Source organism: Roseateles asaccharophilus (assembly GCF_031458115.1).
Classification (GTDB): Bacteria; Pseudomonadota; Gammaproteobacteria; order Burkholderiales; family Burkholderiaceae_C; genus Pelomonas; species Pelomonas asaccharophilus_A.
In genome coordinates this window covers 61,215-74,578 of record NZ_JAVDXV010000010.1, presented here as the reverse complement: position 1 = coordinate 74,578, position 13,364 = coordinate 61,215, and the positions used below count along the sequence as shown (strand labels likewise).

Sequence of the window (13,364 nt, the reverse complement as noted above, 5' to 3'; positions counted from 1 at the left end):
CGCCCCCCAGCGCCAACCCTCGCAACCCCTTACCGGAAGGCGCTCAGCGTGGCGGAGTTCCCAGTCCGGCCGCAGTCAGGCGCCCGGCCCAGTCCTGCCGCAGCGCAGCGTCGCGCGCGCGGGCGTCGGCGGCGGCCTCGGCCTGCCGGGCGGCGAGTGCGTCTTCGCCCAGCCGCGCGTAGACCTGGGCCAGCCGTGCGTGCAACGCCGCGCATTCGTCCAGGTCGCAACGGGACAGGTCTTCGGCCTGCACTTCGATGGCCACCTGGTCTGCCAGCGCGCGGGCGCGCAGCGATTGGCCGGTGTGGGTCCAGCACCAGGCCAGGTCGGCCAGCAGGCTGGTGCCGATGCGCGCCAGGCCCGCGGCCACGGCCTCGGGCAGGTTGGCCTCCAGCAGCGCGGCGGCGGCGGCGTGGTCGCCCTGCACCGTCAGCAGCTGCGCGCGCAGCAGCGGGGTCAGATCGGCACGGGCCGAGCCGCCCACGGCATCGTCGTAGCGGTCTATGGATTCCACGCCCAGCAGCACGGCCGGCGCCTCGTGGGGCTCGCCGGCCAGCGCGGCATGGCGCAGCCGCAGCGCGCGCATCAGCGTCTGGTTGTAGAGCAGGCCCGCCAGGCCGGCATCGTCGCCCTCAGCAATGGCGTGCTGGCGCGCCCACGCGTACCACGGCATGGCGGCGGCCTCGCCGGCGGCCAGGCTCCAGGCCGAGGCCAGCGCCGTGGCGACGCGGTAGGTGGCGCCATGGTCGCCGGGCTGCAGCGCCGCCAACGCAGCCTGGGCATGCTCGACCAGCTTGTCGATGTCGCGGCCGACGAAGTCCATCTGCGCGAGCCAGGCATCGGCCAGCGCCTGCAGCGGCCGCAGGCCGGCGGCTGCGGCCATCGCGCGGGCGCGCCGCATGCGGTCGCGGCCATCGCCGCCAAACGCGCCGAAGTAGGTCCACAGGCCCTCGGCCAGATGCAGCCAGGCCGCCAGCTCGATGCGGGGATGGGCCAGCGCCGTCTCGTGCAGCCGGTCCAGCTCCTCGCGGGCCTCGACCTCGCGGCCATGGCGCAGCCACAGGATGGCGCGCTGCACCCGCAGCACCGCGCAGCGCGCCGGCATGGAGGCGACGGCGGCGATCTCGCCGTCGAGCTTCTGGGCCAGCCGGCTGCGCAGCTTGACGTTCATGGGTTCAGGCCGTCAGGCGCTGCAAGGCCTCTTCGTACTTCTGCACCGTGTTCGCGACGACCTCGGGCGGCAGCGCCGGCGCCGGCGCGGTCTTGCCCCAGGGCTTGCCGTCCACCGTGGCCTGCTCCAGCCAGTCGCGCACGAACTGCTTGTCGTAGCTGGGCGGGTTGCTGCCCGGCGCATAGCTCTCGACGGGCCAGTAGCGCGAGGAGTCGGGTGTCAGCACCTCGTCCATCAGCGTCAGCGTGCCGTCGGCGTCCAGGCCGAATTCGAACTTGGTGTCGGCAATGATGATGCCCTTGGTCAGCGCGAAATCGGCGGCGCGCTGGTAGAGCTGGATGGAGATGTCGCGCACGCGGGCGGCGAGGTCGGCGCCGATGATGTCGGCGGCCTTCTCGAACGAGATGTTCTCGTCATGGTCGCCCATCTCGGCCTTGGTGGCCGGCGTGAAGATGGGCGCGGGCAGCTTGTCGGCGTTGCGCAGGCCCGCGGGCAGCGGCACGCCGCAGACACTCTGCGTCTTCTGGTATTCGGCCCAGCCGCTGCCGGCGAGGTAACCGCGCACGACGGCCTCGATGGGCAGCGGCTTCAGTCGCTTGACCAGCATCGCGCGGTCGCGGATCTGCGCGCGCTCGGCCTCGGTGGACACGACGCCCAGCGGGTCGTCGCCGGTCAGGTGGTTGGGGACGATGCCGTCCAGCTTGTCGAACCAGAACAGCGCCATCCTGGTCAGCAGCGCGCCCTTGCCCGGGATGGGTTCGCCCATGATGACGTCGAAAGCCGACAGGCGGTCGCTGGCGATCATCAGGATGCGGTCTTCGCCCACGGCGTAGTTCTCGCGCACCTTGCCGCGGCCGAGCAGGGGCAGGGAGGTCAGGCTGGATTCGTACAGGGCTTGAGGCATGGCGGCAGGCTCGGGAACAAGCGGCGGATTTTAGGTGCCCAGGTAGAACCTGACGGCGGCCGCGAAGCGGTGCACGTCAATCGGCTTGCTGAGGTAGCCATCGCAGCCCGCGGTGCGAAAGCGCAGCTCGTCGCCCTGCATCGCATAGGCGGTGAAGGCGATGCAGGGCAGGTCATCCAATCCCGGCGTGGCCTTGACGGCGCGCACCAGCGTCAAGCCGTCGGTGCCCGGCAGCTGGATGTCGACCAGCAGCAGGTCGGGCCGCTGCGCGCGCAGCCGCGCCCAGGCCTCGTCGACATGCTGGGCCTCGTCCACGATGAAGCCGTCGGCCTCCAGCACATAGCGCGCGAGGTCCAGGTTCAGGCGGTTGTCGTCGACGACGAGGATGCGCGGGCTGGCCATGTCAGCTCCCCGGCGGTCGGCGGCCGCGCCGGCCCTGACGGGCGGCGCCCAGCAGCGCGTCGCGCACCTGGCGCAGCGGACGGTCCTCGCCGGCGCTGGCGATGGCGCTGGCCGTGCGCGCCAGCGTCTCGATGTCTTCGGCAGACAGCGTCAGCGCGGTCCAGACGATGACGGGCAGCTCCGCCCAGCGCGGGTCGCTGCGCAGCTCGTGCAGCACCTGGAAGCCGTCCAGGCCCGGCATCATCAGATCCAGCACCAGCGCAGCGGGCTGCAGCCGCGGCAGCGCCTGCAAGGCCTCGGCGCCGCCCGGCAGCGCGACCGCCGCGATTCCGTTGGCCGCCAGCGCGGCGCACATCAGCTCGCGCGCGCCGGCCTCGTCGTCGACGACCAGCACCGGCCGGTCGGGCGCGAAGCGCTCGCGCAGCGGCACCAGTGCCCGCGCCAGCGCCGCGCGGCGCAGCGGCTTGGCCAGCACGTCGGAGACCGGGAACGCCACGCCGGCGCCGCTGGCCGGCGTCAGCGCCAGCGCCTTCACGGCGGCGTGCATGGACGGGCCGCCCCCGCCGCGCAGCGCCGCCAGCATGGACAGCCCCGGCGAGTCGGGCAGCGCCAGGTCCAGCGCCAGTTCGGTGTAGCGGCGCGTGCGCGCCAGGCGCAGCACATCGGCGGCCGTGGCCGCGGTGTCGGCCGCCACGCCCGCCAGCGCCAGCTCGCGCGCCACGCCATCGCGCAGCGGGTGATCGCGCAGCGCCACCAGCTGCTGGTGCACCTCGCGCCGCACATCGCCGTCGGCCGGCTCGGGCTGGCGCGGCAGCACCGCGTAGAAGCGGCTGCCCTGCCCCGCCCGGCTGTAGACGCCGACGCGGCCGCCCTGGGCCTCGACGAGGCGGCGCGTCAGCGCCAGCCCCAGGCCCGTGCCCTGGTGGTGCTTGGTCAGGCCGTCGTCCAGCTGCTGGAACTCGACGAACAGCTGCCCCTGCCGCTCCGGCGCGATGCCGATGCCGTCGTCCTGCACCTCCAGCCGCCACTGCCGTGGGCCCTCGCCCACCATGCGCAGCTCGACATGGCCCCCGCGCGGCGTGAACTTGATCGCGTTGGACAGGTAGTTCAGCAGCACCTGCTTGAGCCGCGCCGCGTCCAGCACCAGGTCGTCCAGGTCCGCGTCGACATGGGCCTGCAGGCTCAGCCCGGCCTGCTCGGCCAGCACGGCCACCGTCGCGATGACGTCGTCGACGACGGCGCGCGGGTCCAGCGGCTCGGCGTGGAAGTCCATGCGGCCGGCCTCGATCTTGGACAGGTCCAGCACGTCGTTGATCATGGCCAGCAGATGCCGTCCGCTGCTGGAGATGTGCTGCAGCCACTCGCGGTGGCGCGGCGTGTCCAGCGGCTGCGGGGACATGTTGAGCAGGTCGGCGAAGCCGATGACGGCGTTCAGCGGCGTGCGCAGCTCGTGCGACATGTTGGCCAGGAACAGGCTCTTGAGCCGGCTGCTCTCCTGCACGCGGCGGTTCTCGGCGGCCAGCCAGATGGACTGCTGGCGCGCCTGCTCGGCGGTGCGCATGGCGGTCACGTCGGCCACGATGCCCACCAGCCGCGGCGCGCCGGCGTCGTCGCGCGTGACGCGGGCGTCCAGCCGCAGCCAGTGCGCGCTGCCGTCGGCCCACAGCACGCGGAACTCGGCATGCCAGGGCGGCTGGTCTTCGTGCAGGCCGTCCAGGCCGGCCTGCACCATCGCGCGGTCGTCCCCATGGACGGCGGCCAGCATGCGCTCGCGGTTCCAGGCGCCCGTTGCCTCGCCTCCGCCCAGGCATTGGTCGAAGCGACGCGACGGGTGGATCTGGCCGCTCTCCAGCTCCATCTCCCAGTCGCCGATGGCGGCTGACTCCAGCGCGAAGCGCAGCCGCGCCTCGCTGTGGCGCAGCGCGGCCTCGATCTGGCGCTGGTGCGTCAGGTCGCGCGCGGACTTCACGCCGCCGATGATGCGGCCCGCCGCGTCACGCAGCGGCGAGACCTGGGCCGAGATCTCGATGCGCCGGCCGTCCTTGGCGATGTGCACGGTGCGGAACGGCGGCACCTGCTGGCCCTGCGCCAGGCTGGCCAGCACGCGCATCTCCTCGGCCTCGCGCTCGGGCGGGATCAGCAGCTGCACGGGCCGGCCCACGACCTCGTCGGCCGCGTAGCCGAACATGCGCTCGGCCGCCGCGTTCCAGTTCGTGATGCGGCCGTCCAGCGTCTTCACGACGATGGCGTCCGCCGACGACTCGACCACCGCAGCCAGCCGCCGCACCTCGGCCTCGGCCTGCGTCAGGCGCCCGATGTCGCGGAACACCAGGCTCATGCCGCGCACGCGGCCGTCGCGATGGTGGGTCAGGTCGGCCTGCAGGTCCACCGGCGTGTGCACGCCGCCGCGGGCGATGCAGACGACGGTCATGCGCATCACGCCATCGCGGCGGTGCTCGGCGACGACGTCCACCGGGTTGCGCGCCAGCATCTCGGCCGGGCGGTCCAGCCGGTCGAACACCTGCCACACCGACACGCCGAGCGCCTCGGCCGCGGGCCAGCCGGTGATGGCCTCGGCCACCGCGTTGATGCGCGTGACGCGGCCCTCGGCATCGGTGGTGATGAAGCCGGCGTCGATGGCGGCCAGCGTGGCCGCCAGCGTCTGCTCGGTCTCCAGCAGGTTGTCTTCGGCGCTGTGGCGGCGGTCCACTTCCTCGCGCAGCGCCGCATTGGCCACGCGCATCTCCTCGACGGACGGCAGAGCCAGCGCCATGGGCATCAGCCGCCACGCGACGATGGCCGTCAGCACCGACGCGACGGCCGTGAAGACCTTGCCGGCCGTCTGCAACTCGTAGTCAGGGCGCCAGATGGTCCAGACGTCCAGCAGGTGGGTGACGCCGCAGGCGGCGATGAAGATGACGAACAGCGTCGCCAGGCTGCCCAGGTTCACCTGCGGGCGCTTGCGCGCATAGCTCGCGATGACCAGCGGGATGGAGAAATAGGCCAGCGCGATGGCGAGGTCGGCGCTCACCATGGTCCACAGCAGGCCCGGAGACCATTGGAAGCAATAGCCGTGCGGCAGGAAACCCGCCCGCGCGACGATGCCGGTCAGTTCGTCCATGGACGCGCTCCGCCCCCAACAACAGCGGGGTTATGGCGGCCATTCTGTCCCCTCCAAACAGGGGGGCAAGAGGCTTGAACTGTGGCTTATTGCCGGGTCTTGGGGCTCATGTGAGGGTGTCGAACCCGACGTAGCGAGCGACGAAGCGCTGCCGCCCCTCGCGGCCAAAGGCCTGCACGTCCCAGTCGCCGGGCAGCAGCCGGTCGGCGACCTCGGGCCGGAAGCGGTAGACCTGCGCGGCCAGCGTCGTGCCGTCGGCCAGCGCCACGAGCACCGGCACGCGCTCGTACTCCGGGCCCTCGAAGGCGTCCAGCCGCGCCCAGGCGGCGGCGTCCACGTCGCGGTACAGCCGCCCTTGCACCACGCCGCCGGGTGCGGCCTGCAGGCCGGGATAGTCCTGGCCGCGCACCGGGTGGCGGCGGTGGTCCGCCAGCGAGGCGGGCTCGCTGGGGAACTCGCGCCCGCAGACGCGGGCCATGATGTCGGCCCACATCAGCGAGCCGTAGGTGAAGCAGTGCGCCGGGGCGCTCACTGCACCTGCTGCGCCAGCTCGCCGCGCGCGTAGGCGGCGGCCGTGTCGACCAGCGTGCGCGGCTTGATCTTGCCGGCCTGGCCTTCGCAGCCGAACTGCTGGTAGCGCTCCTTGGCGATCAGCTTGGCGGCCTCGCGGGCCGGCTTCAGCCATTCGCGGGCGTCGAACTTGTCGGGGTTCTCGGCCATGAACTTGCGCACCGCGCCGGTCATCGCGAGGCGGATGTCGGTGTCGATGTTGATCTTGCGCACGCCGTACTTGATGGCTTCCTGGATCTCCTCGACGGGCACGCCGAAGGTCTCCTTCATCTTGCCGCCGTACTGGTTGATGATGGCCAGCAGGTCCTGCGGCACGCTGGACGAACCGTGCATGACCAGGTGGGTGTTGGGAATGCGCGCGTGGATCTCCTTCACGCGGCCAATCGCCAGGATGTCGCCGGTGGGCTTGCGGCTGAATTTGTAGGCGCCATGGCTGGTGCCGATGGCGATGGCCAGCGCGTCCAGCTGCGTGGCCTTGACGAACTGCGCGGCCTCCTCGGGGTCGGTCAGCATCTGGTCGTGGCTGAGCTTGCCTTCGGCGCCGATGCCGTCTTCCTCGCCGGCGTCGCCGGTCTCGAGATTGCCCAGGCAGCCCAGTTCGCCCTCGACGGTGACGCCGACCTTGTGCGCCATCTCGACGACGGTGCGGGTCACGTCCACGTTGTAGTCGAACGAGGCGGGCGTCTTGCCGTCGTCACGCAGCGAGCCGTCCATCATCACGGAGCCGAAGCCCAGGTCGATGGCGCCGGCGCAGACCTTGGGGCTGGTGCCGTGGTCCTGGTGCATGACCAGCGGGATGTGCGGGTACATCTCGGCCGCGGCCTGGATCAGGTGCTTGATGAAGGGCTCGCCGGCGTACTTGCGGGCGCCGGCGCTGGCCTGCAGGATGACCGGCGCGCCGGTCTCGTCGGCAGCGGCCATGATGGCTTGCACCTGCTCCAGGTTGTTGACGTTGAAGGCTGGGATGCCGTAGCCGTTTTCGGCGGCGTGGTCCAGCAGCTGACGCATGGAGACGAGAGGCATGGGAATTTCCCCGGTGGAGTTGAGAAATCTGGGCCGACTGCGGCTTCCAACGTACTTGGTAACCGCGTCGTAACTGGTTGGGGATTCTATGGAGTCGGTATGACCCCCACCCCCCGCAATTGAAGTAGTCATCACAATGCGCGCTCATGACGAGATTGGTGTTTGACCACCTGACGACCTGGATCACCGCTGCGGCCAGCGAGCATTCGCACGACCTGGCGGCGCATGTCGAGGAGCGCACCGGCGCCAGCCACCGCGCGGTGCTGGCGGCCCTGAAGCGGCTGGTGGAGTCCGGCTGGTTGACGCGCGCCGGCACCAGCCGCCGGCCGGTGTTCGCGCCGGGCAGCCTGCGCCAGGTGGTGCGCAGCTACACGCTGTACGGGCTGCAGGAGGACCTGCCCTGGCAGCGCGACTTCGCGCCGCATTTCGCGCTGCCGCGCCATGTGGAACGCATGATCCAGCACGGCTTCACGGAGCTGGTGAACAACGCGGCCGACCATTCCGGCGGCAGCAGCGTCACCGTGTCGCTGCGCCAGACGCCCACGCATGTGCAGCTGCTGGTCAGCGACGATGGCGTGGGCGTGTTCGACAAGATCTGCACCGCCTTCCAGCTGGAAGACCCGCAGCACGCGATGCTGGAGCTGAGCAAGGGGCGGCTGACCAGCGCACCCGACGCGCACACGGGCCGCGGCCTGTTCTTCAGCAGCCAGCTGGCCGACGTGTTCGACATCCACGCCAACAACACCGCCTACCAGCGCCGCGCCTGGGAAAGCGCCGGCTGGCGCAAGGGCCGGGCGCTGCCGCGCCAGGGCAGTTCCATCTACATGGCCATCGCGCTGAACACGACGCGCACGCTGGACGGCGTGATGGAGGCCTGGAGCATCGCCGGCGACGGCATCGAGTTCGACCAAACCCGCGTGCAGCTGCGCCTGCTGACCACCGAGGGCCAGGCGCTGGACTCGCGCGCGGCGGCCCGCCGCGTGGGGTCGCGGCTGGCCACGTTCAAACGCGCCGAGATCGACTTCGACGGCGTGACCGACGTCGGTCACGGTTTCACGGACGAGCTGTTCCGCGTGTTCGCCAAGGCCAACCCGCAGATCGAGCTGGTGGCGACCAACACGACGCCGCGCATCGCGGCTTTGGTGCAGAGCGCTAGGGCTTCCTGAGCGCCGGCACCGGCGGCACCGCGATGCGCGGGCCCACATAGCCCCGCACCTCGCCAAAGCGCCCGCCATCGGCGCGCGCCCAGTCGGCCGCCCAGAGGCTCATCTCGGCCGGCTCGCGGCCGACGAAGTTCCACCACAGCAGCGGCGGCGCGGCCCAGGGCTCGCCGCCCAGCAGCAGCAGCCGCGACGCGGCCGCGCAGCGCAGTTCGACCGAGGTGCAGCCCGGGCCGATGTAGAGCAGCGTGCCCGGCGCGACCGTCTCGACCGCGTCGTGCCCGGCCGGGCTGACTTCGACCTCGCCCTCCAGCAGCATCACGCCATGCTCGAAGCCGGCCTGCAGCGGCAGCACCGCGTCGGACGGGCCGTCGGCGACCAGGTCCAGGCCCAGCAACGGCGTGAAGCTGGGAACCGGCGAGCGCTGGCCCTCCAGTTCACCCACCAGCAGCGTGCCGTCGAAGCCGCCCACCGCGCAGCGCGGCAGCTCGGGGAAATGCTGGAAGCTGGGCGCGCGCTCGCGCTCGGCGTCGGGTAGCGCGATCCACAACTGCGCCAGGTGGATGCGGTCGGACAGCGACTCCTCGCTGTGCGAGATGCCGTGGCCGGCCGTCATCAGATTGACCTGACCCGGCCGCAGCACCTGCTCGGAGCCCAGGCTGTCGCGGTGCAGGATCTCGCCCTCGATCATCCAGCTGAAGGTGGACAGCCCCGTGTGCGGATGGGGCCCGACGTTCATGCGCCGCTCCGGCGGCAGCGTGGCCGGACCGGCGTGGTCGGCAAAACACCAGGCGCCCACGGTGCGGCGGCCCTTGTTGGGCAGCGAACGCTGGATGGGCAGGCCGCCCACGTCGCCCACGTGGCTGGTGATGCGCTCGATGTGGACGCCGCTCATGGCTGTTTCCTCCGCGCGATGTGGGCCGCAAAGCCGGCCACGAAACTGCGCAACTGGTTCAGCACCTTCTCCTCGGTGAGCTTGCCGTCGGCATCGAAAGCGGCGCTGGCGTGCGAAAGCATCAGCCGCCCGCCGAACCAGCAGTCGCAGCCGAAGGTGCGCAGCACGCTGAGCATCGCGTCCTGCGCCTGCACCGTGCCGAAGCCGCCCGGCGTCGCGCCGATCAGCGCAGTGGGCCTGGCCCCGAACAGCTTGGCGCCTTCGCCGCTGGGGCGGGACAGCCAGTCCAGGCCGTTCTTCAACACGCCGGGGATGGAGTTGTTGTACTCGGGCGTGCTGATGAGCAGGCCGTCGGCGGCGCGTATCGCCTCGCGCAGCGTCGTCACCGCCTCGGGAACGCCTTGCGCCTCGACGTCGCCGTCGTACAGCGGGATGCCGTGCAGCGTGCGCAGCTCCAGCGTGACGCCGTCCGGCGCCAGCTCGGCCGCGGCGCGCAGCAGCGCCGTGTTGTAGGAGGCGCGGCGCAGCGCCCCACTGAGGGCAATGATCTTCATGGGGCGATGATGCCAGCCTCACCGGAGCCCGAAATGCATCAGTTCCACTTGCCCGACATGAGCTGCGGCCATTGCGTGGCCGCCATCACCCGGGCCTTGCAGGCCGCCGACGCGCAGGCCCGCGTGGAGGTCGACCTGGACAGCAAGACCGCACGCGTCGACAGCGCGCTGCCCCGCGCGCCGCTGGCCGCCGCGCTGACCGAGGCAGGCTTCACGCCGGAGCCCGACAACTCCCGCATTTGAGGGGGTTAGCCGGAAACCGGGGACACGGCCGGGAGAGGCGTCCCCCTTAGCATGCCGGTCAACACCCTCCTCGAGGAAACCGCATGAACGCCATGAAGAAGCTGTGCCTGGCCGCGGCGCTGACGACCCTGACCGTCCCCGCCTGGGCCGCCCTGACTTATGTGGGCACCGGCTCCTACAACCTGGGCAGTTCCAGCGGCCCCGGCGGCACGGCGGCGCCCACCAGCGCCTGCGGCACCGTCAACGGGCAGGACGCACTGGAATTCACCGGCGCGGGCACCAGCAACATCGGCATCCACGCCTATGCCTGCGACGACAGCGTCAGCAACTTCGGCAGCCGCGCTTCCGGCGACGGTACCTACTACTCGCAAGGCATCGCCCGCATCAGCGGCACGCTGTTCACCGGCGAGGACGACAACTTCGCATTCGCCATCAACCCGGGCGAGGTCGGCGCCTTCGGCAGCACGGCCTTCGGCGCCAGCGAGTTCCAGAAGGCCAAGCTGACCATCAGGCTGGTCATCGACGGCACGACCTACTTCGACGAAGCCTGGAGCGCCGAGGTCGTTGCCGGCGGCGTCAGCACCGGTTCTTCCTATGACTCCAACGGCAGCATGGCCGTCGGCTTCAGCGTGCTGAGCGGCTCGGGCTACTACAGCTTCGGCATCAACGGCGGCAGCTACGAGCTGGACCTTGGCGAAGGCGAGCACGACATCTTCTACGAGATGGTCTCGGAAGCCTGGGGCCAGGTTTCGTCCACCGGCGTCTGCACGGCCGTGCTGCAGGACGGCGGCCGCGTGGAGGCCGCCCGGTTTGCCGCCGCGGCGGCCGAAGGCCCGGTCTTCAACGAGCCCTTCACGTCCTACTGCGGCGCCGGTGCACGCTCGGGCGACCCGTTCGCGCTGGCCGACGAGCCCATCGCCCGCGCGCTGGCGCTGGAGCTGCCCGAGCCCATGAGCGCCGGCCTGACGCTGACGGCCCTGCTGGCCGCCTTCGGCGTGCGCCGCCGCAGCGCCAAGCGCTGATCAGCGCAGACCCCAAAAGCAAGGCGGGCCCGAGGGCCCGCCTTTTTCATGCCGCCTCGTCCTCAGGCGAACTTGAACGGCAGCTCGCGCTGGCGCTGGCCGGTCAAGCGCGCCACCGCGTTGGCGAACGCCGGCGCCAGCGGCGGCACGCCCGGCTCGCCCATGCCCTTGGGCGGGTCGTTGCTGGGCACGATGCTGACGGTGATGACCTGCGGCGCATCGGTGATGCGCGGCATGGCCATGTCGTAGAAGTTGTTCTGCTCGACGACACCGTCCTTCAGCGTGATGCGGTGCGTGGGCATCGTTGTGGCCAGCGCCATGATGGCCGAGCCCTGCACCTGCGCCTCGACCGAGCGCGGGTTCACGCACAGGTTGCAGTGCACGCCGGCATGTACCTCCTGCAGCACCGCCTGGCGGTCCTTGCCCTTGCCCTTCATGCTGGCAACGACCACATAGGCCACGACGGACTCGAAGCTCTCGTGCACCGCCACGCCCCAGGCCTGGCCGGCCTTGAGCTTGCGCTTGCCGTAGCCGCTCTTGTCCACCGCCGCCTGCAGCGCGGCCGTGTGGCGGGCCGCCTTGGGGTTGCCGGCCATCAGCTTCTGCCGGTAGGCGACCGGATCCTGCTTGGTGGCGAACGCGATCTCGTCGACCAGCGTCTCCATCACGTAGGCCGTGTGCGTGGAGCCCACCGAGCGCCACCACAGCACCGGCACGTTGACGTCCGGGTGGTGCACGCTGAGGTTCATCGGAAACTCGTAGGGCTCGCGCATGCCTTCGGTCGCGGTGCCGTCCACGCCCTTCTGCACGCCCCAGGCCTCGAAGGCCGTGCCCTTCATGATGCCCTGGCTGACGATGCGGTGCTGCCAGCCGGCGATGTTGCCCTTGGCGTCGAAGCCGATCTCGGCGCGGTGCACGGTCATGGGCCGGTAGTAGCCGGCCTTGACGTCGTCCTCACGGCTCCAGATCACCTTGACCGGCGCGCGCTGGCCGGCCTGGGCCAGCGCCACGGCCACGGCCGCGGCCTCGCGCGGCCATTCGGTCGCCGGCGTCGCGCGGCGGCCGAAACCGCCGCCGGCCATCTGCACGTGGATCTGCACCTGTTCGGGCTTCAGCTTCACGGCCTGGGCCAGGTTCATCGCATCGATGCCGGGCATCTGCGCCGCGTAATAGACGTCGCAGCGGTCGGCCTTCAGGTCCACCGTGCAGGCCAGCGGCTCCATCTGCGCGTGGTTCAGATAGGGGAAGACGAAGTCCGCCGTGATCTTTTTCGGCGCCTTGCTCCAGCCGCTGACATCGGCCTGGAACTCGGGCTTGGGCGCGGGCAGGCCCGGTGTCTTCGCGAGTGCCAGGTATTGCTGGGTCAGCGCGGCCGTGTCGGGCTTGGCGACGCCGGAGACGTCCCAGTCCACCTTCAGCGCATCGCGCCCCTTCTTGGCGGCCCAGTAGCCGCTGGCCACGACGGCCACGCCCTGGCCGCCGCGGTCCAGGGTGACCGGCAGCACGGCCTTCACGCCCTTGACCTTCAGCGCCTCGGCCGAATCCAGCTTGCCCACTTTGCCGTTAAACACCGGCGGGCGCTGGATGACGGCCACCACCATGCCGGGCAGGTCGATGTCCATGCCATAGGCCTGGCCGCCCGTGCTCTTGGCCTGGGCGACGACCAAGCCGGTGGGCTTGCCGATCAGCTGGAAGGTCTTGGGATCCTTCAGCGTGACGGCCTCGGGCACCGGCTGCTTCATCGCGGCCTCGAAGAACTCGCCGTAGCCGGCGCTCCTGCCGCCGCCCGAGATGACGCCCTTCTCGGCCTTCAGCGACGCGGCCGGCACGCCCCAGCTCTGGGCCGCGGCCGCGATCAGCATGGCCTTGGTGCGGGCGCCCAGCTCGCGGTACTGCTGGTAGCTGTTCTTCACCGAGTTGGAGCCGCCGGTCAGGTGGATGCCCATGGCCGGGTCCACATAGCCCGGCTTCTGGTCGCCGAAGCCGGTGCGGACCTTGGCCCAGTCGGCCTCCAGCTCCTCGGCGCAGATCATGGCCAGGCCGGTTTCAATGCCCTGGCCCATGTCCATGCGGTTGCACAGGATGGTGGTGGTGCCGTCCTTGGCGATGCTGACGAAGGCGATGGGCTGCTCGGTGGGCTTGCTGCCCGGTTTGGCGTTGGCCTGTTGCTGGGCGGTGCTCAGGCCCGGTAGCAGGGCCAGGCCCACGGCGCCACCCACGGTGGTGGTGACGAAGGCGCGGCGGGACAGGCTGCCAGTCAGGGCGGCGTCGAGTCGGCGTGGATTCAGCATGGCGTCCT

At 71.0% G+C, this 13,364-nt stretch carries 12 protein-coding genes; 3 read left to right on the top strand and 9 right to left on the bottom strand.

Features of this window, described 5'->3' with window-relative positions; genetic code table 11:
• Nucleotides 1-43: 43 nt before the first annotated feature.
• From J2X21_RS23065 to fba, 6 genes are all read right to left on the bottom strand, one after another.
• Nucleotides 44-1,171: a hypothetical protein gene (locus J2X21_RS23065; RefSeq protein WP_310332472.1), complete on the bottom strand. Its 1,128-nt coding sequence runs from the start codon at nucleotides 1,169-1,171 to the stop codon at nucleotides 44-46.
• Between the two features lie 4 nt (nucleotides 1,172-1,175).
• Nucleotides 1,176-2,075: a phosphoribosylaminoimidazolesuccinocarboxamide synthase gene (locus J2X21_RS23060; RefSeq protein ID WP_310332471.1), complete on the bottom strand. Its 900-nt coding sequence runs from the start codon at nucleotides 2,073-2,075 to the stop codon at nucleotides 1,176-1,178.
• Nucleotides 2,076-2,105: 30 nt separating this feature from the next.
• Entirely contained in the window at nucleotides 2,106-2,477 is a 372-nt protein-coding gene (locus tag J2X21_RS23055) for a response regulator (protein WP_310332470.1), read from the bottom strand.
• Between the two features lies 1 nt (nucleotide 2,478).
• Nucleotides 2,479-5,598 carry a PAS domain S-box protein gene (locus J2X21_RS23050; protein ID WP_310332469.1) on the bottom strand — a complete coding sequence of 1,040 codons (3,120 nt, stop codon included), beginning with the start codon at nucleotides 5,596-5,598 and terminating at the stop codon, nucleotides 2,479-2,481.
• A gap of 106 nt (nucleotides 5,599-5,704) precedes the next feature.
• Nucleotides 5,705-6,130 carry a gamma-glutamylcyclotransferase family protein gene (locus J2X21_RS23045; RefSeq protein WP_310332468.1) on the bottom strand — a complete coding sequence of 142 codons (426 nt, stop codon included), beginning with the start codon at nucleotides 6,128-6,130 and terminating at the stop codon, nucleotides 5,705-5,707.
• Entirely contained in the window at nucleotides 6,127-7,191 is a 1,065-nt protein-coding gene (gene fba, locus J2X21_RS23040; RefSeq protein ID WP_310332467.1) for a class II fructose-bisphosphate aldolase, read from the bottom strand. Before fba ends, J2X21_RS23045 begins: the two co-directional genes overlap by 4 nt.
• Before the next feature lie 146 nt (nucleotides 7,192-7,337).
• Between fba and J2X21_RS23035 the strand changes: the two genes are divergently transcribed.
• Nucleotides 7,338-8,357, top strand: coding sequence for an STAS-like domain-containing protein (locus J2X21_RS23035; protein ID WP_310332466.1), 1,020 nt, complete (start codon nucleotides 7,338-7,340; stop codon nucleotides 8,355-8,357).
• Here J2X21_RS23035 and J2X21_RS23030 read toward each other — a convergent pair.
• Together J2X21_RS23030 and J2X21_RS23025 are read right to left on the bottom strand one after the other, a co-directional pair.
• Nucleotides 8,344-9,246: a pirin family protein gene (locus tag J2X21_RS23030; RefSeq protein WP_310332465.1), complete on the bottom strand. Its 903-nt coding sequence runs from the start codon at nucleotides 9,244-9,246 to the stop codon at nucleotides 8,344-8,346. The two genes, J2X21_RS23035 and J2X21_RS23030, sit on opposite strands and share 14 nt — an antisense overlap.
• Nucleotides 9,243-9,800 (bottom strand): NADPH-dependent FMN reductase, encoded by a 558-nt coding sequence (locus J2X21_RS23025; protein WP_310332464.1) that lies wholly within the window; start codon nucleotides 9,798-9,800, stop codon nucleotides 9,243-9,245. The genes J2X21_RS23030 and J2X21_RS23025 overlap by 4 nt, the downstream gene beginning before the upstream one ends.
• 33 nt (nucleotides 9,801-9,833) lie before the next feature.
• Here J2X21_RS23025 and J2X21_RS23020 point away from each other — a divergent pair, with 33 nt between their 5' ends.
• Both J2X21_RS23020 and J2X21_RS23015 read left to right on the top strand, forming a co-directional pair.
• Entirely contained in the window at nucleotides 9,834-10,043 is a 210-nt protein-coding gene (locus J2X21_RS23020; RefSeq protein WP_310332463.1) for a heavy-metal-associated domain-containing protein, read from the top strand.
• A gap of 83 nt (nucleotides 10,044-10,126) precedes the next feature.
• The gene (locus J2X21_RS23015; protein ID WP_310332462.1) at nucleotides 10,127-11,065 is read left to right on the top strand and encodes a hypothetical protein; all 939 of its coding nucleotides are present in this window, start codon (nucleotides 10,127-10,129) and stop codon (nucleotides 11,063-11,065) included.
• Nucleotides 11,066-11,127: 62 nt separating this feature from the next.
• On the opposite strand, the gene J2X21_RS23010 is transcribed toward J2X21_RS23015, so the two are convergent.
• Nucleotides 11,128-13,356: a xanthine dehydrogenase family protein molybdopterin-binding subunit gene (locus tag J2X21_RS23010; RefSeq protein ID WP_310332461.1), complete on the bottom strand. Its 2,229-nt coding sequence runs from the start codon at nucleotides 13,354-13,356 to the stop codon at nucleotides 11,128-11,130.
• Between the last annotated feature and the right edge of the window lie 8 nt (nucleotides 13,357-13,364).